Consider the following 25,582-nt stretch of genomic DNA (forward strand, 5'->3'; position numbering starts at 1 on the left):
ATGTAAATATGCATATAACTTTTTTATTTCTCAATGTCAGAATATTGAAAAACTATAAAGGTAAAGGTAAAATGAAGTCGTTATCCGTCTTCTTTTGTCAGTCAGAGAGAATAGAAGAATAGGAGAGAAAGAAATGAAAAAATCTTTGAAACAAAAAATAGTAAGCTCTTTGCTTGCTGTATCACTCGCTTTTAGTTTAGCTCCAATTGGACAAGCTAAAGCTGATTCCACGTCAGAAATCACACAGACTTCATCTATCACAAAACAAGTTGATGCAAGCCGCGCTATCGAACACATCCGTTTCTTATCCGAAACAATTGGTCCTCGTCCCGGTGGAACAAAATCAGAGGAATGGGCTTCTCGCTACGTTGGTATGCAGCTTAAATCAATGGGCTATGAAGTAGAATATCAACCATTCCAAGTACCGGATCAATACGTTGGATTTATTGAATCACCATTATCCACAAAGCGTAATTGGCAAGCTGGTGCTGCCCCTAACGCACTAATTTCTACAGAGGCTGTTACAGCTCCGATTATCTTTGTTCAAGGTGGGACAAAATTAGAGGATATCCCAAATGAAGTAAACGGAAAAATTGTTCTATTCGAAAGAGGAACAACAGTAGCAGACTATAATAAACAAGTTGAAAATGCTGTTAGCAAAGGAGCAAAAGGTGTTCTTTTATACAGCTTAATTGGTGGACGTGGAAATTACGGACAAACTTTCAATCCCCGCCTAACGAAAAAACAGTCTATCCCTGTCTTTGGTCTTGCTTATGCACAAGGAAATGCATTTAAAGAAGAAATCGCTAAAAAAGGGACAACAATCCTTTCCCTAAAAGCAAGACATGAATCTAATTTAACATCATTAAACGTCATTGCTAAAAAGAAACCAAAAAATAGTACAGGTAATGAAAAAGCTGTCGTTGTAAGTTCACACTATGATAGTGTCGTTGGAGCACCTGGAGCAAATGACAATGCTTCTGGTACAGGGTTAGTATTAGAGTTAGCACGCGCTTTTCAAAATGTAGAAACTGATAAAGAAATTCGTTTTATTGCTTTCGGTTCTGAAGAGACTGGCTTACTTGGCTCTGATCATTACGTTAATAGTCTATCCCAAAAAGAACGTGACCGGATTTTAGGTGTCTTTAACGCAGACATGGTTGCAACAAATTACGATAAGGCGAAGAATTTATATGCTATGACGCCTAACGGTTCTCCAAACCTTGTAACAGACGCGGCCTTACAAGCAGGTAAACAATTAAATAATGACCTCGTTCTTCAAGGGAAATTTGGCTCTAGTGATCACGTGCCATTTGCTGAAGTTGGGATTCCGGCCGCCCTATTCATCTGGATGGGTGTCGATAGTTGGAATCCATTAATCTATCATATTGAGAAGGTATACCATACACCTCAAGATAACGTATTGGAGAATATTTCACCTGAACGTATGAAAATGGCATTAGAAGTTATCGGAACTGGTGTTTATAACACTCTTCAAAAACCTGTTGCTCAAACCGAACAGAAAGCTGCTTAATCATTTAAAAGACCACTGATTTTTATCAGTGGTCTTTATTGAGAAAAAATATATATGCATAAAAGCATATTTTCTCCTACTCATTATCGTATACAATATTAACTGTAACAAAAATGATTACAACTAATAAGGAGGCTTTTTTACTATGAAAAAAATGATTTTAGCAGGTGCGTTAACTTTAGCAGGAATTACTGGTGCTACCGCGTTTATTGCTGAAACGAAAGTTGCTGCCGCAACTCAAGAACAGAGCTTTACGAAATTTTATTCTTTGCAAACTGGAGGTAGTTCTGAGCAAGAACCTATTTTCCTTCAAAAGGGACAAGAGCTAACAATTCAACCTAACAGTAAAACTCCTAGTTACAGTGTTTACGACTCAAATCATAACCTTATTGGACGTTATTCTGATAGATACGGACGAATTTTCACTGCTAAAACAGATGGAAATATGTACGTTCAATTTCATGCACCTTACGTTTACTATAGTCCTGTTAGCTTTTCGGTTACGTATACAATCCGATAAAATAAAGGGCCTTTCTCATGGTCCTTTATTTTGTTTCCCAATTCACTTTTACAAAACCATCTTTTACTTTTAATCCACTTATATTCAATACATATTTTTCATTTGCTTTCAACGTAACTGTAAAAGTACCTTTTTTCGATTCACAGATCTCTTTTAACTCTCTTATACCTTCTCCTTGCCTTTCATACAAGCTAAAGCATAAATTCCCACGTTTTGTATCCGTCTCATAAGAAAATGTCACTTCTGTATCCTTTTCATACTCGAGTTCAATATCTTTCCCAGCAATATCCCATGATGAGAATTTTGCCTCGTAACTTGTCTCTCCTTGCTTCTCATTTTCTAAATATATATCTCCTGCTCTCCACGCATCATCTAACGCCTGTGCAAAAGTAAAGCCACTAAGTAATACAAACATCGTACTTGCCAATATCGCAACTAATGTTACCTTCTGCTTTTTAACAAAATTCATCTTATATTCTCCTTCAACTTTCCTTTTACTTCTTCTTACCATATATAATAAAAACCCGATAAAGAATGGCAATATAACCGCTAAAACACTCCATCCTTTACTCATTTGATGTGCTTTCGCATCTGTATATACCCATGATGCAACACATATTAAAAGTGCTATAAAAGCTAAAAACATTGTCACTCCAGCTACTTCAAATATTACAAACGGATTAGCGAACTCTATCATGTAATTTATACTCCTTCTTTAAAAATGACTGTATGACAACATATATTGGAATGTATACGTGCATCATAATCACAATTGCTATCAACATAGGAATTTTATGATCCAAATGAATGACAAATTGTTCTATAACAACTGTTAATAAAACAATCCAAATGGCGTGAATATAAATCACCCATCTCTTCTCTAACTTCTGAGCCTTTCGCACGCCCTGCTTCGTGTTATCTATTAGCTCTTCGCTTGGAGTTATCTCTTCTGCTAAGCTACTCTTTATCTTCTGTTCAAATTTATCTTCCTTCATGAACGAATCCCTCCAAATGTTCTCGCATTTGCTTCTTTGCATAATTAAGACGGTATTTCACTGTACCAATCGGTATATTTAATATTTCACTCATTTCCTTATAAGAATATTGTTCATAATAGTAGAGTACGAGCACAGTTTTATACTTTTCATTCAATAACTGTATAACTTCCCGTATCATTTCCGCTTCCACTTTTTGAATAAATTCTTCTGATATATTCACTTCATCCGCGAAGTCTATTTCTCCACCATCTTCTTTATGAAACAAATCCAATATTCGATCTTTCCATCTTTTTTTCTTACGATAAAAATCATAAAACGTACGAACACAAATTGTAGTAATCCACTTTTTATAATTCTCCACGTAAGAAAGTTGGTGCCGCGATGAAAAAACTTTTATCCACGTCTCTTGAAAAATATCTTCCGCGTCTTCTTTCGTCTTCGCTAACTTATAGCATAAGGAATATATTTGCTGCTTATATATATCAATCAATTCTTCTACCTTTTCTTCCATCATAAACCTCCTGTCATTTATATAAGACGACGCAAATTTTCCTTTTGTTTGATAAAATTTTATTTTTTTATTATCTCCATACAAAAAGGCAATCACAACATCGTGTGATTGCCTTTTACTGAAAGAGAAAAATTGGCTCCGCTTTTCTCTATTGTCCAGCTTCAGCGGCTAGAATACTCGGTGGCTTCGCGCCTTCCTCCGAGGCAAAGTACGCCTCTCTGTCAGGAGCTCCATCCCCCTTCTATTCTGAACGAGCCGCTTCCGCTTTTCTTAATTACATTTTTTCTGGTGCAGATACTCCTACAATTGCTAATGCATTTTGAAGTGTAGTGCGTACTGCTTTCATTAACTCGTAGCGAGCTTTACTTAATTCTAAGTTATCTTGGTTTAATACTTTTTCTGCATTGTAGAAGCTGTGTAATGTTGCTGCTAATTCAAATGCATAGTTTGTAATACGGTGTGGTAAACGTTTTTGTGCTGCATCCGCAACTACTGCTGGGAATTCACCAAGCTTTTTCAGTAACTCTACCTCTTTCTCAGAAGTAACAAGTTTGTAGTTCACATCTCCGCCTGTAGCTAATCCTAATTCTTCACCTTGGCGAAGGATACTGCATACGCGAGCGTGAGCGTATTGTGCATAGTATACTGGGTTTTCATTAGATTTTGATACAGCTAAGTCCATATCGAAGTCTAAATGAGAATCACCGCTACGCATTGCGAAGAAGTAACGCATTGCGTCCACGCCTACTTCTTCCATAAGCTCACGAAGTGTAACTGCTTTACCTGTACGTTTACTCATCTTCATTTTCTCACCATTTTGATACAGTTGTACCATTTGGATGATTTCTACTTCTAGTGTTTCTTTATCGTAACCTAGCGCTTGAATAGCAGCTTTCATACGTGGAATGTAACCGTGGTGGTCAGCACCCCAAATGTTGATTAACTTATCGAAACCACGCTCTAATTTATCACGGTGATACGCGATATCTGGCGTTAAGTACGTGTAAGAACCGTCATTTTTAATTAATACACGGTTTTTATCATCACCGTAAGTCATTGAGCGGAACCAAGTTGCACCATCTTCTTCAAAAATCTCATCGCGCTCTTTTAATACAGCAAGAGCTTGATCGATTTTTCCGTTTTTGTATAATGATGTTTCTGAGAACCATACATCAAATTTAACACGGAAACTTTCTAAGTCTTTTTGGAGTTTTGCTAACTCATATTTTAAACCGTACTCACGGTAGAATTCATAACTTTCTTTTTCATCAGCTTTCGCATAACGATCGCCAAACTCTTCAGCTAAACGTTTACCGATTGCAATGATGTCCGCACCATGGTATCCGTCTTCTGGCATTTCTTTCTCTAAGCCTAAAGCTTGCATGTAACGAGCTTCAACAGAAAGAGCTAAGTTATGGATTTGGTTACCAGCATCATTAATGTAGTACTCACGAGATACATCGTATCCTGCTTTTGCTAATAAGTTACATAACGTGTCACCTACTGCTGCACCACGTGCATGTCCTAAGTGAAGGTCACCTGTTGGATTCGCAGATACGAACTCAACTTGTACTTTTTCACCTTTACCAGTATTCGTTTCACCGTAAGCTTCACCAGCATTAACGATCGTTGGGATTAAGTCTGTTAAGTAGCTATTATCCATGTAGAAGTTAATGAAACCAGGACCTGCGATTTCAATCTTTTCAATAGAAGCTTTTGCTTTATCGAAGTTTGCAACTAATTCTTCTGCGATCATACGAGGTGCTTTCTTTGCAACGCGTGCAAGTTGCATTGCCATATTTGTAGAGAAGTCACCATTTGTCTTATCTTTTGGAGATTCTAATACAACGTTTGGAATCTGTTCTTCTGTCGCTAATTCTGCCTTTAATACAGCAGCTTGAATTTCTTCTTTAATTAATCCTTTTACTTGTTCTAAAGAATTCATTATTTTGCCTCCTTCAAATTAATCGTAATTGTATATCTGCCAGCTTCTTGTTCACTTAGAAGCAATGCGTACGTTAAGAAGAGTTGTCCTTTTTTCTTTTCATCCGACCATTTAAAAAGAACGTTATCAGTCTTTGTTTGCAATGCAAACGTACCAAGTTCACTCGTGTACGTACCAGTTGTCCATTCACCTTTCACATGCGTTTGACGCATAGAAACAGCACCTGAACGCATAATGAGAACTTGTTCATCTTGGATTTTAATAATTGTTTTCACTTCGCCTTGTTCGTTCGGCTCTTGGAATGTTACGTATGTACCTTGACCTTTTACATAGTATTGACCATTTACTTCAAAAGCAACGGTTTCCTTCCTCGCCCCTTCACGGATTTCTGTTACGAAATGAACGTGTACCGGCAAGCCTGCAAGTTGTTTCTCCACGTCTTGCACACCTTTCAAATGTTATAGATATTAAATACTACTTATAATAAATCACTTTTCCTATCATATCAAAAAAAACCTCTGTCTGTCTGCTGAAAAATCAGGAAAACTCTATTTCAAAACATAATTCACTTTCACTTTATTTCATATGATAAAATATTTTTTAAATCTAAATATTCTTTCATTTTAAGAGGTGAATGAAGTGCTACCAACAAAATTAAAAAAAGGTGATGAAATTAGAGTTATTTCACCATCTTGCAGTTTAAGTATTGTCTCAACTGAAAACAGGAAGCTTGCTGTAAAAAGGTTAACCGACATGGGCTTTCACGTTACATTTTCAACATATGCTGATGAGATAGACAAATTTGCTTCCTCTTCTATTTCTTCACGCGTTCAAGACCTTCACGAAGCATTTAGAGACCCGAATGTAAAAGCCATTTTGACGACACTTGGCGGATACAACTCTAACGGTTTATTGAAACACCTCGATTATAATTTAATTCGAGAAAATCCGAAATTTTTCTGTGGCTATTCAGATATTACTGCTTTAAATAATGCAATTTACACTAAAACAGGACTCGTTACATATTCAGGACCCCATTTCTCTTCATTTGGAATGGAGAAAGGTCTCGAGTATACGAACGATTACTTTTTACAATGCTTAACTTCTACTGAACCTATTGAAATCCTACCATCTGAAACATGGAGTGATGATTCTTGGTACATTGATCAGGAAAATCGAGAGTTTATTAAGAATGAAGGATATGTTTCAATTCACGAGGGCGAAGCAACTGGAGAGATTATTGGTGGTAATATGAGCACATTGAACTTATTGCAAGGTACACCATATATGCCAAACTTAAAGGATAAAATTTTATTTCTTGAAGAGGATAGTTTAACTGGGAGAGCTACTCTTAAAACTTTTGATCGATATTTACATTCTCTTATGCAGCAGCAAGATTTTAAACATGTAAAAGGCATCGTTATAGGAAAGATGCAAAAAGGTGCAGAATGTACGATAGAAGACATGCAAGAAATGATTGCTTCAAAGCCTGAGCTTGCACATATCCCTATCATTGCAAACGCAAGTTTCGGTCATACAACCCCGATTTTCACTTTTCCAATTGGCGGACGTGTAAAAATCATTTCTAACAAAGAAAAAACATCTATTACTATTTTAACGCACTAAAAAGGAGCGAATGAGTCGCTCCTTTTATCGTTTTTCTATTTTTTCCAACGCTTTTTGCGGAATTGATTCTTTCGGGATTTCAGCCCATCCTTTTCCTTGCATACCTTTTGCATAAATTTTTATAAAAGCACCCGTATGCAATTCACGGTTCATCATTCTTTTAATAACCTGTAACTTCCCGTCTTCTGTATATCCTTTAAAAGTATACAAGTATTCTCCGTCTTTTTTCTCACCTTTATCTACCACCGCATAATAATCTTGTATTTCTTTATTTGAAAAGAAGTTGTCTACAAAAGCATGTACACCTTCTGTTTTTGTGTTCAAATAATACGCTGTTCCACCTAGAATAATGGCGAATACAGCTAAAACTTTAATTACCAATTTCATATATGAGCCTCCTGTTTACACTTCTTTTTCCCTAGTCATATATCTATACTTGTATTATACGAAAAATGGCATACTATACTCTATCTAAAAGTCTTACACTTTCCTTACATTATTGTAAGGCATTTTTACCTTATAGCCATTTCCCAATAAAAAATTTTTCCGTTTCATGAACTTTTATATTATTATTGAATGATACGAATTTTTATTACAAAAATCAAAGGAGACAGTTTTCAAATGGCTATCTTGCAAGGTTTAGCACTATTACTTGTTGTACTTTGTCTATTTACACTTTTCAGTTACCGTGCGCCTTACGGAATGAAGGCGATGGGTGCTTTAGCTAATGCAGCAATCGCAAGTTTTCTTATTGAAGCATTTCACCGTTATATCGGTGGAGAAATGTTTCATAATGACTTTTTACAATCAGTAGGAGAAGCTTCCGGTAGTATGAGCGGTGTCGCAGCAGCGATTTTAGTCGCATTAGCAATCGGTGTTTCCCCCGTATATGCTGTTTTAATCGGTATCGCTACTAGTGGGTTTGGTATTTTACCAGGATTTTTCGCTGGATACGTTTGTGCCTTCGTCGTGAAATTTCTCGAAAAGAAATTACCGGCTGGTGTAGAGTTTTTAGCAATTTTATTTATCGCTGCACCAATCTCACGCGGAATGGCAATGCTTATGGATCCGCTCGTTAACGCAACACTTGGTAAAATCGGTTCTATGATTTCAGTTGCAACTACAGAAAGCCCTATTATCATGGGTATTATGCTTGGTGGATTAATAACAGTTATTTCTACCTCTCCACTGAGTTCTATGGCACTCACTGCAATGCTTGGATTAACAGGTTTACCAATGGCAATTGGTAGTCTTGCCGTAGCAGCCTCAGCCCCAATGAACTTTATTTTCTTTAAACGACTAAAGATTTGTTCAAAGAAAGACACAATTGCTGTAGCAATCGAACCTTTAACACAAGCCGATGTTGTTTCAGCAAATCCAATTCCAATTTATGCGACAAACTTCGTTGGCGGTGCACTTGCTGGTATTATTACATCTCTGTTCCAGCTCGTTAATAATGCACCAGGAACAGCATCACCAATCCCAGGACTTCTTGTTTTATTCGGATTTAATGACGTTGTAAAAGCAACAATTGCTGCTATATTATGTGGAATCGTTACCACGATTGTTGGATACATCGGATCAATCGTGTTCCGTAAATATCCAATTCGCTCTGCTGATGACATTCGCGGCATTACTTCGGAAGAGAAGGTTGCATAAGAAAAAGAGCTATTCCTGTTGTTTGGGAATAGCTCTTTTTTGTGTTACGTAATGGTAAATGAAATTATATCGACGATTTTTCAAATATATCGATCACAACTCAAAATATATCAACGATTTTTTCATTATATCGACGATTCGACAAGACATATCGACTTACCGACACATAACGACAAAATAAGAGCCCCTAATCATATAGAGGGATCTTATTTCTATCCAGTTACGCCTCCTAGACCCTTGTGCGTCTAAGAACCTTCCCTGCCAAAAGGTAAAAAGCACCTTTTGCAGGAAAGAACCTTAGTCACCGGGTCTAAACAGTCGGCTTCACTTTTATTTTACCCAACCGAGCAGCATTTCCCGCACGAATTTGCTTGCTGCGACTGGTGTTTGATCACTATGGTCGTAGACAGGAGCTACTTCTACTAAGTCTGCTCCAACTACATTTATATTTGAATTTGCAATTGCTACGATGGAATCTAATAATTCTTTAGATGTGATACCACCAGCTTCTAACGTTCCTGTTCCTGGAGCGTGAGCTGGGTCTAATACATCAATGTCGATTGTGACATAGACTGGGCGTCCTGCAAGTTTCGGTAATACTTCTTTTAACGGTTCTAATACGTCAAATTTATATAAGTTCATACCTACTTCTTTCGCCCATTCAAATTCTTCCTTCATTCCAGAACGAATTCCGAAAGAATATACGTTTTCCGGACCAATTAAATCACACACTTTACGAATTGGTGTAGAGTGGGATAAAGGCTCCCCTTCATACGATTCACGTAAATCAGTATGAGCATCCATATGGATAATTGCTAAATCCGGATATTTTTTTGCCATTGCCTTAAAAATTGGCCAAGACACTAAGTGCTCACCGCCGAGACCTAGTGGAAACTTATCGGCATCTAAAAGTTTTGATACATATTCTTCAATCATGTCTAAGCTGCGCTGTGCGTTTCCGAATGGTAATGGGATATCACCCGCATCAAAATATTTTACCTCTTCTAGTTCACGATCTAAATACGGACTATATTCTTCAAGACCGATTGATACTTCACGAATACGTGCAGGGCCAAAACGAGATCCCGGACGGTAACTTACTGTCCAATCCATAGGCATCCCATAAATAACTACCTTCGACTCTTCAAAACTTGGATGACTTTTAATAAATACTTTACCTGAATAAGCTTCATCAAAACGCATATTCTTTTCCTCCTTATGTGGAACTTAAGGTATCCCAACCTTTCATTATTTCTCAAATTTGGAGCGAGTTGCTCCTCTTTCTCGATTTACCGGGTCTTCTATTTCATACAAAGAAGACAATTTTCTTTACAGAAGTGTAAATAGCTAGCATGTTCAAGTCTTCTGGACAAACACCTTAAATGAGCTACTTACACTTTATTTGTTCCGTGCGATTCTCTTACTTAATTAGATCGCCAACAAATTTCGGTAATGCGAATGCTGCATTGTGTAATTCTTTTGTGTAGTATTTCGTTTCGATTTCGTGGAAACGCTCTTCACTTACCTCTAATGGATCATGTTTTTTAGATCCGATTGTGAATGTCCAAAGACCACTTGGGTAAGTTGGAATATTCGCTGTGTATAAACGAGTAATTGGGAAAATCTCTTTTACGTCTTTAAACACAGTTGTAATTAGTTCTGGTGTGAACCAAGGGTTGTCCGTTTGTGCAACGAAAATACCATCTTCTTTTAACGCTTTTGAAATTCCAGCGTAGAAGCCTTTTGTAAATAGGTTTACTGCTGGCCCTACTGGCTCAGTAGAATCTACCATAATTACATCGTATTCATTTTCGCTTTCTGCGATATGTAGGAAACCGTCTCCTACTTTTACTTCTACACGCTCATTATCTAATGCGCCTGCAATTGATGGTAAGTATTGTTTAGAGTACTCAATTACTTTTCCATCGATTTCAACAAGAGTTGCTTTCTTTACGCTTGGGTGTTTTAACACTTCACGAATAACACCGCCATCGCCGCCACCTACAACTAATACGTTTTCAGGGTTTGGATGTGTAAATAAAGGTACGTGCGCTACCATTTCATGATAAACGAACTCATCTTTTTCTGTTGTCATAACCATGCCATCTAAAATAAGCATGTTTCCGAACTCTTCCGTTTCAACCATATCAAGTTTTTGGAATTCTGTTTGCTCCGTATGTAATGTGCGGTTAATACGCGCCGTAATCCCAAAATGTTTTGTTTGTTTTTCAGTGAACCATAGTTCCATCGTACAATCACGCCTTTCAATGCAAATTTATAATAGGGACATCATTAATGTCCCCTAACAAAAATAAAACAAAACATCCAAAAAGTATAGTTAAAAGTACAAAAATACCGAAAATATATTTTAGTCAGAGGGTTCTAACATATACATATAAAGAAAACCCTTTCTTAAGAAAGGGCTTTTCTCTCTACTTCTACCGGTTTTCGAATCGGAATTAAAATCATTACACAACCAACTAATACAACAATCCCACCTACTAAAAATGGACTTTGCGGTGAAACAGTGTGGCCGATAATCCCTGATAAAATGGGAGCAATCGCGCCACCTAACCAACGAACAAAGTTATAAACACCAGATGTAACAGATCTTTCATAAGGTGAAATATCCATTACATAACTTGTAAATAATGCATTATTTAATCCTGATGCTAACCCTGATAGAACAATTAATACAATTTGTAACCACATAATTTTCACGAAGAATAGTGCAATTAAGAACAGCGCAAATACGAGTAAACTGCCTTTCAACAATGTTTTCGGCTCATATTTCCCTTCTAGCTTATGTGCTAAAATTGCAGAACCGTAAGCTAACGCGAGTCCCCATCCACAAAATACAAATCCTAATTGAATAGCAGATAAATGCATAATAAGTGGTGAATATGCTAACACAACGAAAAATCCGTAGTAGTATAACATTCCTGAAATGGCGCCTTGCATAAACGGTTTATACTTCACCAGGTTAAGTAATTCTCCCACGCCTGCCGCTTTACGCTTCACTTTTCGCTCTGGTTCTTTCACAAAAAAGAAAACTAAAATAAATGCTAAGAAAATTAAAATACTCGTCGCAAAAAATGGGTAACGCCAAGAATGTCCACCTAATATCCCGCCTAATAATGGTCCACCTGCCATTCCTAAACCGATAGCTGCTTCATATAATCCTACTGCTTCATGAACTTCTTTACTTAATGCAATCAATAAAGTCATCGCCGTTGCGAAGAACATCGCATTCCCTAATCCCCATCCAGCGCGGAAAAGAGATAACTGAGCAATCGTTTGCGATATACCGCATATAAACGCAAATACAGTCACGATCGCAAGACCGATTGTCATCATTCGTTTATCACCAAATCTCGATGCAAATATTCCAGCTGGTAACATCATAATTGCCATCGTCAAAATATACGCTGTAAATAACATCTCTACTTGCCAATGCGATGCACCAATCTTTTCAGCAATAATTGGCAAAATTGGATCGACTACCCCTATACCTGAAAAGGCAAGGAAAGTAGCCAACACTGTAATCAATCTCCCTAGTTTTTGTTTGCTCTCCATTTTGATTACTCTCCTTTTGTATTCTCTAAAAATGTCACTGCACGATGTAAGCTGTCTTCAAGTTCTCCCTTTACACGCTGCATTTGCTCCATTTTCTCGTCTAGCGTTTGCACTTGTTTTTCAAGCATCTCTTTAATTTCTTGAATCACTTCACGATCACGGGGATTCTCACTATTTCTTCTTTGCTCCATTCTTTCTTTTAACGATAAAAAATGTTGCATTTCTTGAAGCGTAATCCCTAACACTTCTTTCGCTTCCACAATTCTTTTAATTCTAGCGATATCTTCGTCTGTATACAGGCGAATGTTCCCCTCACTACGTTCTGGGGGATGAATTAAACCAATTTCCTCATAATAACGAAGTGTACGTTTTGTTAAACCAACTTGCTTTGTAACTTCATCAATCTTATACATGTTTATTCCTCCCTTCACTCGATTATTACATTTTACGTTAACGTTAACTTTTGTGCAACTGTTAGACTTTTGTAAATGTTTGTCATATTAAATTGTATTTTTTCAAAAGCAGTTTCATAATGAAAGAAAAGAAATGATAAGGAGAATTTCACATGAGTAAACCACTTATTTTCGCTCATCGCGGCGTAAAAGGAACACATCCAGAAAATACGATGATTGCCTTCCAAGAAGCTGAACGCATCGGCGCCCATGGCATTGAACTTGATGTCCACCTATCAAAAGATGGTGAACTTGTCGTAATTCACGATGAAACAGTCGATCGTACAACGAATGATGTAGGTCTTGTCTCTGAAAAAACGGTAGAAGAGTTACAAGCTTTAGATGCCGGCAGCCATAAAGATCCTTCTTTCCATGAAGCAAAAATCCCAACGTTACGCGAAGTATTCATTTGGTTATCTACAACAAAGTTACAGCTCAACATTGAGTTAAAGACAGATGTCATTCACTATCCAAACATTGAAGAAAAAGTTGTTGCTCTCGTTCGAGAATATCATCTTTCTAATCAAATTGTATTCTCTTCATTTAATCACGACTCTGTTTCATTATTAGCAGAAATTGCTCCTGAAATTCCAAGAGCAATTTTATATGACACACCACTTGCTGATCCTATCGCTGAAGCAAAAACTAGAGAAGCAACTGGTTTACATCCAAACTTTGAACTACTAACAAAGGAATTTGTTCAACTCGCACAAAAGCAAGGGTATGTTTTCCGCCCTTATACAATTAACGAATACAAAGATTTACAAACTATGATTGATTATGGCGTAGATGTCATTATTACTGATTGGCCAGCACGTGCATTTGAGCTCCTTTCTTAATTGAAGGAGCTCTTTATTTTCGAAATTTCATTGTTTAAAATAATCGAAAACCCTCAATACTAATACAATAATGTTTGTATGAATGAGGGGCTGAAAAAGATGGATCAAACTATGAATCCAAAACTTAAAAAATATAAACGTCTTTTCTTCACCGTAATGTTTTCTTCTGTTCTTTTTTTCGTTTTTTCCTTTTTTGTTATTATTATAGTTGCAAAAATTATGGGACCTCCTCCTGTCGCTGTCCCGCAAACAAGTGTCTTTTATGCTAATGATGACACTGTTATAGGACAAAGTAATGAGATGCAAAAACGATACAATGTATCTCTCAATGAAATTTCTCCTTATGTAAAAGAGGCAACACTTTCTATCGAAGATCAAAGATTCTACAAACATCATGGCTTTGATATGAAGCGTATCGCTGGTGCCATTGTTGCTGATTTAAAAGCGATGGCAAAAGTCCAAGGCGCTAGTACGATTACACAACAGTATGCCCGTAACTTATACTTAGATCATGATAAAACGTGGAAACGTAAACTATTAGAAGCAATGTACACAATCCGTCTTGAAGTGAATTATAATAAAAATCATATTTTAGAAGGATATTTAAATACAATTTATTACGGGCATGGTGCTTATGGAATCGAAGCTGCGTCCCGTCTATATTTTGATAAAACAGCAAAAGAATTAACATTAGCGGAAGCTAGTATGCTCGCGGGTATACCAAAAGGACCTAGTGTCTACTCTCCCTTTTTAAAAAAAGATCGTGCGAAAGAACGACAATCTCTTATATTAGATGAAATGGTAGAACAAGGCTATATTACGAAGAAACAAGCAGCTTCAGCAAAGAAAGAGTCACTAACTTTCGCTTCATTAGATACGAAAAAAGTCGCAGAGGTTGCGCCTTATTTCCAAGATGCTGTACAAGCTTCTCTTCTTCGTGATATCGGATTAGATGAGCAAGCCTTACAAAAAGGCGGCTTGCGTATTTATACAACGCTAGACCCAAAATTACAATCGGTTGCAGAGCAAGCTGTAAAAGACCACATACCTGACACGACAAACATACAAACTGCGCTCGTCTCTATGAATCCAAAAACAGGTGAAGTAGCTGCCCTTGTTGGTGGAACTGATTATAATACAAGTCAATTTAACAGGGCTACACAGGCCGCTCGCCAGCCTGGATCTACATTTAAGCCGTTTCTATATTATGCGGCATTAGAACGAGGATTCACCCCTGCTACGCGCTTAAAAAGTGAATACACTGTGTTCACTTTAGGTGACGGTATTTCAAAGTATAAACCGAAAAACTATAAAGACTATTATGCAGACGATTTTGTAACAATGGCGCAAGCTCTTGCGGTCTCTGATAACGTCTATGCCGTGAAAACCAATTTATTTTTAGGCGAAGACATTCTTACAAAAACGGCGAAGCAATTCGGCATTAAGAGTGCATTAAAAGACGTCCCTTCCCTTGCGCTCGGTACATCTCCTGTAAAACCAATTGAAATGGTTAACGCTTATAGCATGTTCGCAAACGGGGGAAAAGAAGTAAAACCTATTTTCATTCGCCGCATTATGGATCATGAAGGAAATATTTTATACGATGCTCATTTGGAGAGTAAACAAGTTCTTGATAAGAGCAAAGCATTTGTGATGGAAGAAATGATGACAGGCATGTTTAATAAAAAACTAAGCAGTTATGCTGCTGTAACTGGTCAATCGATGTTATCTAAACTATCAAGAACATATGCTGGAAAATCTGGATCTACTGAAACAGATAGTTGGATGATTGGGTTTACCCCGCAACTCGTAACTGGCGTATGGGTTGGATATGATCAACCTAAATCAATTTCAAACGTAGCAGAACAAGGCTATGCGAAAAGAATATGGACTGATACGATGGAGAAAGGCTTAGATGGACAACCTAAAAAAGAGTTTAAACAACCAAGTGACGTCGTTGCAGTCGATATTAACCCTGAAAACGGGAAAATTGCTACAAAAAATTGCCCAATTTCAGTGAAAATGTATTTTGCAAAAGGTACAGAACCAACTGAATATTGTATGGATCACGTTGATGATAAAGAGGAATTTGAAAAGACAACTGAAGAAAAGAAAAAAACAAGTTGGTGGAAAAAATATCTTCCTTGGTAGAATATCAGGCTATTTCACTGAACGTGGAATAGCCTCCTAGTCGAATCGTTGATATATTTTCATACAACAAGTCAAAATAAAAAGGATGTCTCACTAGTCGATTGTTGACTAGTGAGACATCCTTTTCTTTTATTCACTTAATAAAGCACGGCGCAATTCTTCGCTAGATTCGTTCCAAATCGCTTCATTATGTTCTTTTAAGAATGTACCAAGTACTTTTTTAGATGATTCGTCCATATGGTCAACCATAATGTGACGCTTCAATGATTTATCCATTTTGTTTACGTGCTCTGGAAGTGACTTATATCCGCGGCGAATTTCACGGTCAACTGTCATTTCACAAGCTGTTACACCTGCATAATACGCACCTGTTGCTGTTCTTTCAATCGTTACCCACACAAGCCAGTATGGTTTTCCGTTTGGAACTTCATCTTTATTTGTTAAAAACTTAATACCTTTTTCTACTGTACTACGCGCATGCATCGCACCAATATCAACAAATGCTGTTTTCTCTAGTACATCAACAAATACGGGTGAAATGTTTTCTAGGCTTAATGCCCCAACGCCAAAACCACCATGTCCATCCGTTGAATCATTTTTCACGATATTAAAACCGATTTTTTTCTTTTTCTCTGTCATATGTAAATTCCTCCTCACTTAAAATTTATACAAGGCCAAAAATAGGCGCAATGATGCTATCTAAAAATACAAATACATGCGGAATAACTACCTGGAAAATAGGTTGAATTGTGTAATTACTAAGAGGTGTAATAACGAGAATTAATAACGCAATTGCCCCGTATTTTTCATACTGTGTCATTTTCGCGCGAATATTTGCTGGTGCTAAATCTTCCACTACGCGATACCCATCAAGTGGCGGGATCGGTAATAAGTTAAATACAAGTAAAACGATATTCAGCATAATAAAAATCTGGAAAAATTGAGCTAACGTATCTGCTACTGCAGATGGAATTGAGTATAATACACCAAATGTTAATAAGCTATACCAAATAATTAAACCGATTGCGCTTAAAATTAAGTTACTAATCGGCCCTGCAATTGAAACTAATATACCTGCAAGACGCGGTCTTTTAAAGTTATATGGGTTAACAGGAACCGGTCTTGCCCAACCAAATCCAAGAATTAATACTGCAATTAAACCTATAGGGTCTAAATGAGCCATCGGTGATAACGTTAAACGCCCTTGTCTCTTTGCTGTATCGTCCCCAAATTTATATGCTACATATGCATGCGCAAATTCATGCACTGATAATGCGATAATAATGGCCATTGCTACCAAAGGAATTTGGTGCAACGGGTATCTAAATAACTGATCCATGCTTCATCTCCTCTTCCATATGTCAAAAAAAGAAATTATTTGTTTTTTCGATTGTTCTTCCCCATAATCCGCTATAATAAGATTGTAACTTACATAAAAGGAGCGATTATATATGCCATACGTAACAGTGAAAATGTTAGAAGGACGCACAGAGGAACAAAAGAAAGCTCTTGCTGAGAAAGTAACAGCAGCAGTAAGCGAAACAACTGGTGCTCCTGAAGAAAACATCGTTGTTTTCATCGAAGAAATGTCTAAAAACCATTATGCAGTTGGCGGAAAACGCTTAAGCGACAAATAATTTCAAGTTTTTTCATAAGAAGCAGCCATTAGCTGCTTCTTATTTTTTTCCTTCTAGTAACTCGATGATTCTCTCTTTATATTTTCCTTTTCTTCCATCTTCATAGATTAAATCATGCGGATAGAATAGCTTTTGATCCCTTCTCTTCTTACCAGTAATCGCCTCAACAATATCCGATTCACGTGAAAGCTCTCTAAGCTCTCCATTTGGCATAAGAAGTAAGATTGGCAGGCGTTCTTCTTCTTCACCAGCACGGTAAAAGTCGTACGGTAAGTCTGATGTTGAATCAACTACTAAATAGTATTCTGGATCGAGTCCAATCTTTTTAAATAAGCTACTTAATTCCATCCAATTATCTAAACCGTGCTTATCTGTAAACTCTACATATTTAAATAGGTTTCGATTCATAAAACGACGGCATAGATCGCTTAAAATTGGATCTTCTTCGTCCTGCCATACTTGGAAGTAATAATACATAACGTTCTCGTCTAACTTTAAATAATCCTCTACTGTCACTTCTTCTTCAAATAAAGAATAGAAATGAACAGGGTGATTTTTAAATGTATAATACTTCTCATGCAATGATTTTGCACGGTGTAAAATCTTCGTTAAAATAACTTCAGCACTGCGCGTTACCGGATGGAAATATACTTGCCAATACATTTGATAACGACTCATAATATAATGCTCAACAGCATGCATACCACTATTTTTAATAACTACTTGATTCCCGTACGGACGCATAACACGCAGTATACGTTCCATATCAAAGTTTCCATATTTTACGCCAGTAAAGTACGCATCCCTTAATAAATAGTCCATGCGATCTGCATCAATTTGACTAGAAATCATGCTAATCGCTAATTTATTATTAGATGTTTTCGCAATTACATCGGCTACCTTTTGTGGGAAATCTTTATCCACACGACTTAATACACGATTAATTTCCGTATCTCCAACGATAATCTTTTGCGTAAATTTCTCATGGTCTAATGAAAATACTTTTTCAAACGAATGAGAAAATGGACCGTGACCGACATCATGAAGCAATGCCGCACATAAACATAACAATCTATCTTCAGCATTCCAATTCGGTCTGCCATCAAACACATCATCAATCATACGACGAATAATTTCATATACACCTAACGAATGAGTAAAGCGACTATGCTCTGCACCGTGAAATGTAAAAAATGTCGTTCCAAGCTGCTTAATACGGCGCAAGCGTTGAAATTCTTTCGTTCCGATTAAATCCCAAATAACACGATCGCGCACGTGCACATATTTATGTACCGGGTCTTTAAACACTTTTGTTTCGCTGAGTTTGTCGTTTAAATATACCACTTTCCGACATCCCCCTTTCTTTACTGCATTCTTACTATATATTATAAACGAAATAGGAAACAGAAAGAAATGAAAGACTATATTAATTGCCCTTATATAAAGAAAAAAACCACTTTTACCGGAGTAAAAGTGATTTTTTTTACACATTATTTCCCTAAAACGAACTCAGCAACTTCATCTAAAATCATTTCTTTACCTAGCGGGAAGTAACCTTTGTTTAAGTCTTCGTTTTTAATTGTAAATACGTGGTTATTTTTAACAGCGTTCATATTTTTCCAAATTGATTCTTCTTGGAATTCTTTTAGACGCTGAGAACCGTCACCAGTCGTAAATACGAATAAGTAATCTGGGTTGTAATCAATTAAAGCTTCTTTTTGTACTTGTACTAACGCTTTATCAGTTGGTGTACCTTTAACCGCTGGTAATTTTAAATCTTTAAAGATTACGCTACCGTAACCGTAGTCACCATATACGCGGAAAGCGTTTGGATATGCAGCCATTTTCATGAATTTAGCATCGCCAGTTTTCGCAACGATTTTATCATGTAATTTGCTTGCTTTTTCATCATACTGTTTGAACCATTCTTTTGTTTCTTTCTCTTTACCGAAGATTTGGCCTACTTCTTCGAATTTTGGACGCCATTGGTCTAATGGAGTTTTTAACATAACTGTTGGTGCAATTTTAGATAATTGATCATAAATCTTTTCTTGACGATCGTTTACAAGAATTAAGTCTGGTTTTGCAGCAGCTACTGCTTCGATATTAATTTTATCGCCCCAAGCAGAGCCAACCGGTTTAACGTCTTTTAATTTATTTGCAATATGTGCATCAATTTTTTCTTGAGATGTATTAGCAGTAATAATCGGTTTCATACCAAATATTAACAATTCTTCTGTTGAACCACTAAGGTCAGCAATTTTCTTTGGATTTGCAGGAATTTTAATTTCCCCTTTTGCATGTTGTACAGTGCGCTCTTCAGTCTTCGCATCTTTCGCATCTGCTTTTTTCTCTTCTTTGTTAGAACAAGCTGCAAATAGTACAGAAGTAACGACTAGTACCATTGCTAATAACGCCATTTTAAAATTCTTCATGTTTCCACTCCTTCTAGCTGTATTTCTCTTATAAGTTACAGTGAACTATAAGAAACAAGGTTAACAATTAATCAATATATATTTATTAATTGTTGTTTATGCCCCGTTCTAACGGGTGTTCAACTTCCTATTTACTAATAAGAAGCTCAACATCCATTAGAAGCCCCCCTCTTTACGAGGGGGATTCTACTTATGCTTTTTTACGCAATTGATTACTAATCATCGCTAAATCATATGTTAAACAAATTGGTTTACAGTTTACTGGACATGGAACGATTTGAGCTTCAATCTCAAATACACTGCGAAGTGTTTCACTCGTCATCACTTCGTCTGGCGTTCCTTGTTTCATTAACTTACCAGCTTTTAATGCAATCATATGATCTGAGAAACGAGAAGCATGGTTTAAGTCATGGATAACCATAACAATCGTTCTACCTTCTTCTTCGTTTAACTTTTTCAATAAGTTTAATACTTCTAATTGATGAGCCATATCTAAGTACGTTGTCGGTTCATCTAATACAAGTAATTCTGTCCCTTGTGCAAGAGCCATCGCAATCCATACGCGTTGGCGTTGCCCACCTGATAACGCCTCTGCTGGACGATTTGCGAATTCTGTCATTCCCGTCACTTCAAGTGCCCAATGAATGTAGCGATAATCCTCTTCTTTCAACGTTCCAAATCCTTTTTGATGAGGAAAGCGCCCATATGAAACGAGTTCAAATACAGTAAGGCCAGTTGGCACTTCTGCAGTCTGTGGTAAAATTGCCATTTTCTTTGCGATTTCTTTCGTTGGTTGTTTCTCGATTGCTTTTCCGTCAAGATAAACAGTACCTTTTTTCGCCTTCAAAATACGAGAAGCCGTTTTTAATAATGTGGACTTCCCACAACCATTTGGTCCAATAATTGTTGTAATTTTCCCTTCCGGAATTTCAACTGTTAATCCATCAATAATTAACCCTTCATTATAGCCAACAGATACCGCATCAACCGCTAAAGTTGCCATACAAAAAGCCTCCCTTTATTTTGTCCTCATAAGTAAGTATATAAAATACGGTGCACCAATTACAGAAATAACAAGACCGACCGGTATTTCTGAAGTTGTTAACACACTTCTTGAAATTACGTCTGCGAATAAAAGTAAAAACGTCCCTATTAGTGCAGCCGTAGGCAGCATAATTTGATGTTTACCACCAACAAGGCGCCTCGCTAAATGCGGAGCCATTAAACCGATAAAACCAATTCCTCCGGCAACAGCAACAGATGCACCAGCTAAACAAACTGCAATAAATAATAATTTACGTCTTTCTTTTTCTACATTTACACCAAGGCCAACTGCTGTGGAGTCGCCTAGGTTCATTACGTTTAATATGTGAGCCTTACTAATAGCAAGTGGCAAGAAAATAACCATCCATGGAAGTACACTTAGTACAAACTTCCAATCTGTGCCCCATAGACTTCCTGCTAACCAAATCGTAGCAAAACGGAAATCGTTAGATGTCATCTTCATAGAAAAAATTAAACTAACAGCACCAAACCCGGCTGCAACAGCGATACCGACAAGTATTAATCTCGTTGATGAAACGCCGTCTTTCCATGCTAATAAATAAATAATAACAGCTGCTAATATCGCTCCAACTAGTGCGAAGAACGGAAGAATGAATACAGATAAAAATGTACCAGTTCCTACTTTCCCGAAGAAAAAGTAGACAAAGATAACAACTGTTAATCCCGCTCCAGCGTTAATACCGATAATACCTGGATCAGCAAGTGGATTTCGTGATAACCCTTGCAAAATCGCACCTGACATCGCTAAAGCAGATCCAACTAGTATAGCAATGACCATACGTGGCATACGGAATTCAAATAAAATAACAGACTGATCTTCAGCCCCCAGTCCAACCAATGACTTTAATACGTCCATTGGGGGTATTTTAAATGTCCCTGTATTTAAACTCACTAAAAATACAGTAACGATTAATCCTACTAAAATTGTTAAAACCGAAACGTTCTTTTTTGTTAAGACACTTGTCCTCACATTTTTCCTCTCCCTTCGTTACGTGCTAAGTAGAGGAAGAATGGAACCCCAATTAGCGCTGTAATTGCTCCAATTGGCGTTTCAAACGGCGGATTAATAACGCGAGATAACATATCTGCACATTCAATTAACAGCCCGCCTAAGACCGCAGAACATGGAATAACCCATCTATAGTCTGAGCCTACAAGGAAACGAGTCATATGTGGGATGACAAGACCAACAAATCCAACCGATCCTGCCATAGAAACTGCCGAACCTGTTAACACAAGAACAAGTACTGTCCCGATAAATTTAATTAATGTCGTATTTTGACCAAGTCCAATCGCAATTTCTTCACCGAAGCTTAAAATTGTAATATACCTCGACATCATAATTGCAATGAAGAGACAAACTAGGCCAATCGGTACTAACATATTAATACTTTCCCATTTCACTCCAGCAACTCCGCCCGCATTCCACATACTCACCTCTTGGGCAAGATTGAAATATAGCGCAATTCCAGATGAAATGGCCCCTAATAAAGCACTAATCGCGGCACCCGCTAAAGCTAATTTCACAGGCGTTAATCCACCTGGCGAAGAAGATCCAATTCCATATACAATACTCGCTCCAAACGCAGCACCAATAAAAGATGCGATAACGAACATTAAATAAGGTGAATTAGGGAAGAATGCATACATAATTGCAATTCCAAATACAGCTCCATCTGTAATCCCCATTAACGATGGTGATGCAAGTGGATTTCGCGTCATACCTTGCATAATTGCTCCTGATACCGCTAAAAAGGCACCTGCTACTACGCCCCCTATTGCTCTAGGCATGCGAAGTTCTTGAATTACATTATGATGCGTAATAGAACCGTCAAACTGAAATACAGCTTGCCATACAGTCTTTAAACTAATATCTGCAGCACCAAACGAAATAGACAATGCCATGCTTAAAGCTAACAAAATTGTACCTGCTACTAAAATAATAGAAGCAATGAGCGGCCTGCTCTTAATCTCTTTAACATTCACATCTTGCTGTTCTATACTCCTTGCGCTCGCTTCCATCCCTCAACCATCCTAACCAACAACGTATGTTTAATTTAATGAAATGAAATTTATTCTCAAATAGCAATAAAAAAATTAAATGAATCGGCCCTTTCCTGATAATGATTCTCAGAATCAGACACCTTCTATTCTACCTATCGCTTCAAAAGACTGTCAACCATTATTTTGAAATACAAATTCATATAGGTCGAGACCTTAATAAATGGATAATGCCTATCTGTCATGAACTATTATCATCACCAGTTAAGCTTTCTCAGAATAGATTCTTCCTCTTATGGGCATAAAAAAAGAAGAGTAATCTGTTCACTCTTCTTTTCCTTACTTATTTAACTTCGCTTCAATTTTTACAATTAATTCATCTTCTGTTGGCGCTGCAACTGGACGATTATTTACAAATGCGAATGATTTTTTACGGCCAGGGCCACAGTAAGACTGACATCCAACTTCAATCGTTGCACATGAATCTACTTTTTTTAGCTTTGGAATCAACGTTTTAACGTTCGTTGCCTGACAATCATCACACACACGAAATTCGTTTCCCATTATATAACACTTCCTCTATTTTAAACTTTTCTCAAGTACATTTAAAAATAAACACTAAATGGTATTTTACCGCTCTTTGAAGCTCGTTGCAAGTTTCCTTTCGACGCTCTTTCCTCATATAATGCTACATATTTATATGTTTTCCTACAGCAGCTTCCATCATTCTTGGCAAAATTTATCCCGCTTTAATGGGCAGTAAGATCCCCACCTCAAAATTCAGCGAAAGCAAAGAAGTTAGGTGGGGGATGAAGAACCTCCCCACTGATTAAAGTTTCACTTTATACCTCTCATCGAAATCTACCATATTTTTAAAAGCTTTGTATAAAAGCTCATTTTTTTGCCCATTATAAAAATAGGAAGTTCATAAAAAGAAAGGGAGTTGAATCTATGAAAGTAAGACAAGATGCTTGGACAGATGAGGATGATTTATTACTTGCTGAAACTGTACTTCGTCACGTTCGAGAAGGAAGTACCCAATTAAATGCATTTGAAGAAGTAGGAGACAGATTAAATCGTACATCGGCTGCCTGTGGTTTCCGTTGGAATGCTGTTGTTCGCTATAGCTATGAACAAGCTCTTCAACTAGCAAAAAAACATCGTAAAGATAAAATGCGTGCTGCAAGTGGTGAACAAGCGAAAAAACGTTTACTTTATACACCACCAGCTTCAGATTCGATAACTAATTATGAAGAGTTCGTACAAGAGGAATCAATTGTACAATATAAAGAAGCTACTCCATATCAAGAAACTACCGTTCCTGCTACAAAGGGCTCTATGACAATGCAAGATGTTATTTATTTTTTACAAACAGTCGGATCTTCAAATATAAAAGTGACAGCTCTTGAAAACGAGAATACGAGATTGAAACAAGAAATTAAATCACAAATCCTTCGAAATGAAGAACTAGAAAAGAAATTGGAAAAATTAGAAAAACAATCTCATACTGTACAAGAAGATTACGAAACACTCATGAATATTATGAACCGTGCTCGTAAGTTGGCAGTCATGGATGAAGAAGAACGTTCTCAAACATCTTTCCGAATGGACCGAAACGGTAATTTAGAAAAAATTGCAGAATAAAAAGGATGCATATAATGCATCCTTTTTATTATTTCACCTTTAAACTTTCCCTTTATATGTGAGGAAACTCCATTCTTCATTTTTTGCTATAATAGAGATTGTCATTTTAAAGATAAGGGGTTAGTTATATGAGCAATTCCCGTTCCATTTTATCTCAGCCAGAGTGGCGTATTGTAGATCAGTCTAGTTTGGGACCAACATTCCATGCATTGCAGTCATTCGCAATGGACGACACATTATGCACAAGTATAGGAAATAGCCAATCAGCTGCAACAATGCGCTCTTGGGTTCATCACAATACAATTGTTCTTGGCATTCAAGATTCACGCCTACCACACTTGGAACAAGGTATTACCTTTTTAAAAGAAAACAACTTCAATGTTATCGTTCGTAATTCTGGCGGGCTTGCAGTCGTACTTGATGAAGGTGTGTTAAACGTATCACTTTTATTCCAAGAGACGGAAAAAGGTATCGATATTGATCTTGGATACGATACAATGTGGCATTTAATTCAGGAAATGTTAAAGGATTACGATGTTACAATTGAGGCAAAAGAAATCGTTGGTTCTTACTGCCCTGGTAGCTACGATTTAAGTATTCGCGATCAAAAATTTGCTGGTATTTCACAGCGCCGTATTCGCGGTGGTGTCGCTGTCCAAATTTATCTCTGTGCTACAGGAAGTGGCTCTGAACGTGCCGCACTCGTTCGTGATTTTTACAACCTAGCCATTCAAGGAGAAGAAACACGCTTTACTTATCCTGAAATTGTACCGAGTACGATGGCTTCACTTTCAGAATTACTTGGCGAAACCATTACAGTGCAAGATTTAATGATGCGCCTTTTAAAAACACTGCAACAATTCGCTCCAAAGTTAACACCATCTCAATTAACAATAGATGAAATACCTTTATATGAGACGAATTTACAACGTATTATTGATCGTAACAATAAAGCACTTGGCTTAGAAAAATAAAGACCGTCGCTATTT

General features: G+C 37.1%; 27 protein-coding genes. 9 read left to right on the plus strand and 18 right to left on the minus strand.

The genetic code is table 11. The annotated features are described in order from the left end of the window. Positions 1–133: 133 nt before the first annotated feature. A complete protein-coding gene (locus PDK19_RS09130) occupies positions 134–1,534 on the plus strand; it encodes a M28 family metallopeptidase (RefSeq protein ID WP_049111416.1) in 1,401 nt (466 codons plus the stop codon). A 145-nt stretch (positions 1,535–1,679) separates the two neighbouring features. Next, positions 1,680–2,054 (plus strand): hypothetical protein, encoded by a 375-nt coding sequence (locus PDK19_RS09135; protein ID WP_049111415.1) that lies wholly within the window; start codon positions 1,680–1,682, stop codon positions 2,052–2,054. Positions 2,055–2,079: 25 nt separating this feature from the next. Here the strand turns inward: PDK19_RS09135 and PDK19_RS09140 are convergent, their stop codons facing one another. The 5 genes from PDK19_RS09140 to PDK19_RS09160 form a co-directional block, all read right to left on the minus strand. Next, a complete protein-coding gene (locus tag PDK19_RS09140; protein ID WP_049111414.1) occupies positions 2,080–2,751 on the minus strand; it encodes a hypothetical protein in 672 nt (223 codons plus the stop codon). Next, on the minus strand, positions 2,735–3,049 hold the full coding sequence (locus tag PDK19_RS09145) for a hypothetical protein (protein WP_049111413.1): 315 nt from the start codon (positions 3,047–3,049) through the stop codon (positions 2,735–2,737). Before PDK19_RS09145 ends, PDK19_RS09140 begins: the two co-directional genes overlap by 17 nt. After that, the gene (locus PDK19_RS09150; RefSeq protein ID WP_139302952.1) at positions 3,036–3,563 is read right to left on the minus strand and encodes an RNA polymerase sigma factor; all 528 of its coding nucleotides are present in this window, start codon (positions 3,561–3,563) and stop codon (positions 3,036–3,038) included. The genes PDK19_RS09145 and PDK19_RS09150 overlap by 14 nt, the downstream gene beginning before the upstream one ends. Positions 3,564–3,837: 274 nt before the next feature. Further along, positions 3,838–5,508, minus strand: a complete 1,671-nt coding sequence (gene argS / locus PDK19_RS09155) for an arginine--tRNA ligase (protein WP_001086449.1) — start codon at positions 5,506–5,508, stop codon at positions 3,838–3,840. Beyond that, on the minus strand, positions 5,508–5,945 hold the full coding sequence (locus PDK19_RS09160) for a DUF1934 domain-containing protein (protein ID WP_049111411.1): 438 nt from the start codon (positions 5,943–5,945) through the stop codon (positions 5,508–5,510). Before PDK19_RS09160 ends, argS begins: the two co-directional genes overlap by 1 nt. 202 nt (positions 5,946–6,147) lie before the next feature. On the opposite strand from PDK19_RS09160, the gene PDK19_RS09165 reads away from it, so the two are divergent. Next, on the plus strand, positions 6,148–7,134 hold the full coding sequence (locus tag PDK19_RS09165; RefSeq protein ID WP_049111410.1) for a S66 family peptidase: 987 nt from the start codon (positions 6,148–6,150) through the stop codon (positions 7,132–7,134). A gap of 24 nt (positions 7,135–7,158) precedes the next feature. Here PDK19_RS09165 and PDK19_RS09170 read toward each other — a convergent pair whose 3' ends face one another. Then, positions 7,159–7,521 carry a YxeA family protein gene (locus tag PDK19_RS09170; RefSeq protein ID WP_000779929.1) on the minus strand — a complete coding sequence of 121 codons (363 nt, stop codon included), beginning with the start codon at positions 7,519–7,521 and terminating at the stop codon, positions 7,159–7,161. A 234-nt stretch (positions 7,522–7,755) separates the two neighbouring features. On the opposite strand from PDK19_RS09170, the gene PDK19_RS09175 reads away from it, so the two are divergent. After that, a complete protein-coding gene (locus PDK19_RS09175; protein WP_270707013.1) occupies positions 7,756–8,793 on the plus strand; it encodes a PTS sugar transporter subunit IIC in 1,038 nt (345 codons plus the stop codon). A 330-nt stretch (positions 8,794–9,123) separates the two neighbouring features. Here PDK19_RS09175 and speB read toward each other — a convergent pair whose 3' ends face one another. From speB to PDK19_RS09195, 4 genes are all read right to left on the minus strand, one after another. After that, positions 9,124–9,996, minus strand: coding sequence for an agmatinase (gene speB / locus PDK19_RS09180; RefSeq protein WP_001209831.1), 873 nt, complete (start codon positions 9,994–9,996; stop codon positions 9,124–9,126). Between the two features lie 217 nt (positions 9,997–10,213). Continuing rightward, complete coding sequence (gene speE / locus PDK19_RS09185; protein ID WP_000424696.1) at positions 10,214–11,041, minus strand: polyamine aminopropyltransferase; 828 nt, start codon at positions 11,039–11,041, stop codon at positions 10,214–10,216. Positions 11,042–11,205: 164 nt separating this feature from the next. After that, the gene (locus tag PDK19_RS09190; protein WP_000444220.1) at positions 11,206–12,369 is read right to left on the minus strand and encodes an MFS transporter; all 1,164 of its coding nucleotides are present in this window, start codon (positions 12,367–12,369) and stop codon (positions 11,206–11,208) included. 5 nt (positions 12,370–12,374) lie between these two features. After that, positions 12,375–12,782 carry a MerR family transcriptional regulator gene (locus PDK19_RS09195; RefSeq protein ID WP_000276568.1) on the minus strand — a complete coding sequence of 136 codons (408 nt, stop codon included), beginning with the start codon at positions 12,780–12,782 and terminating at the stop codon, positions 12,375–12,377. A gap of 152 nt (positions 12,783–12,934) precedes the next feature. On the opposite strand from PDK19_RS09195, the gene PDK19_RS09200 reads away from it, so the two are divergent. Beyond that, the gene (locus PDK19_RS09200) at positions 12,935–13,660 is read left to right on the plus strand and encodes a glycerophosphodiester phosphodiesterase (RefSeq protein ID WP_049111408.1); all 726 of its coding nucleotides are present in this window, start codon (positions 12,935–12,937) and stop codon (positions 13,658–13,660) included. Between the two features lie 99 nt (positions 13,661–13,759). Then, positions 13,760–15,811, plus strand: a complete 2,052-nt coding sequence (locus PDK19_RS09205; protein ID WP_270707015.1) for a transglycosylase domain-containing protein — start codon at positions 13,760–13,762, stop codon at positions 15,809–15,811. Positions 15,812–15,940: 129 nt separating this feature from the next. On the opposite strand, the gene PDK19_RS09210 is transcribed toward PDK19_RS09205, so the two are convergent. Continuing rightward, on the minus strand, positions 15,941–16,450 hold the full coding sequence (locus PDK19_RS09210; RefSeq protein ID WP_000136687.1) for a YwhD family protein: 510 nt from the start codon (positions 16,448–16,450) through the stop codon (positions 15,941–15,943). Positions 16,451–16,475: 25 nt separating this feature from the next. Continuing rightward, positions 16,476–17,150, minus strand: a complete 675-nt coding sequence (locus tag PDK19_RS09215) for a site-2 protease family protein (protein WP_000372453.1) — start codon at positions 17,148–17,150, stop codon at positions 16,476–16,478. A gap of 112 nt (positions 17,151–17,262) precedes the next feature. Between PDK19_RS09215 and PDK19_RS09220 the strand changes: the two genes are divergently transcribed. Continuing rightward, complete coding sequence (locus tag PDK19_RS09220; protein WP_001147171.1) at positions 17,263–17,448, plus strand: 2-hydroxymuconate tautomerase; 186 nt, start codon at positions 17,263–17,265, stop codon at positions 17,446–17,448. A 39-nt stretch (positions 17,449–17,487) separates the two neighbouring features. Here PDK19_RS09220 and PDK19_RS09225 read toward each other — a convergent pair whose 3' ends face one another. From PDK19_RS09225 to PDK19_RS09250, 6 genes are all read right to left on the minus strand, one after another. Then, the gene (locus tag PDK19_RS09225) at positions 17,488–18,792 is read right to left on the minus strand and encodes an HD domain-containing protein (RefSeq protein ID WP_000262734.1); all 1,305 of its coding nucleotides are present in this window, start codon (positions 18,790–18,792) and stop codon (positions 17,488–17,490) included. A gap of 146 nt (positions 18,793–18,938) precedes the next feature. Beyond that, a complete protein-coding gene (locus PDK19_RS09230) occupies positions 18,939–19,883 on the minus strand; it encodes an ABC transporter substrate-binding protein (protein ID WP_000787735.1) in 945 nt (314 codons plus the stop codon). Positions 19,884–20,073: 190 nt separating this feature from the next. After that, positions 20,074–20,886, minus strand: a complete 813-nt coding sequence (locus PDK19_RS09235) for an ABC transporter ATP-binding protein (protein ID WP_000212064.1) — start codon at positions 20,884–20,886, stop codon at positions 20,074–20,076. A gap of 15 nt (positions 20,887–20,901) precedes the next feature. Further along, the gene (locus PDK19_RS09240; RefSeq protein ID WP_001260777.1) at positions 20,902–21,918 is read right to left on the minus strand and encodes a FecCD family ABC transporter permease; all 1,017 of its coding nucleotides are present in this window, start codon (positions 21,916–21,918) and stop codon (positions 20,902–20,904) included. After that, positions 21,915–22,970 (minus strand): FecCD family ABC transporter permease, encoded by a 1,056-nt coding sequence (locus PDK19_RS09245; protein ID WP_000388276.1) that lies wholly within the window; start codon positions 22,968–22,970, stop codon positions 21,915–21,917. The genes PDK19_RS09240 and PDK19_RS09245 overlap by 4 nt, the downstream gene beginning before the upstream one ends. A 318-nt stretch (positions 22,971–23,288) precedes the next feature. Next, positions 23,289–23,513, minus strand: coding sequence for a DUF1450 domain-containing protein (locus PDK19_RS09250; RefSeq protein ID WP_000526077.1), 225 nt, complete (start codon positions 23,511–23,513; stop codon positions 23,289–23,291). 387 nt (positions 23,514–23,900) lie between these two features. Here PDK19_RS09250 and PDK19_RS09255 point away from each other — a divergent pair, with 387 nt between their 5' ends. Together PDK19_RS09255 and PDK19_RS09260 are read left to right on the plus strand one after the other, a co-directional pair. Continuing rightward, complete coding sequence (locus PDK19_RS09255; RefSeq protein ID WP_000868373.1) at positions 23,901–24,593, plus strand: RsfA family transcriptional regulator; 693 nt, start codon at positions 23,901–23,903, stop codon at positions 24,591–24,593. Between the two features lie 128 nt (positions 24,594–24,721). Beyond that, complete coding sequence (locus tag PDK19_RS09260) at positions 24,722–25,567, plus strand: lipoate--protein ligase family protein (RefSeq protein ID WP_270707017.1); 846 nt, start codon at positions 24,722–24,724, stop codon at positions 25,565–25,567. The last annotated feature ends 15 nt before the right edge of the window (positions 25,568–25,582 follow it).

The organism is Bacillus cereus group sp. BcHK124, from assembly GCF_027712065.1.
In the GTDB taxonomy this organism is placed as follows: Bacteria; Bacillota; Bacilli; order Bacillales; family Bacillaceae_G; genus Bacillus_A; species Bacillus_A pacificus.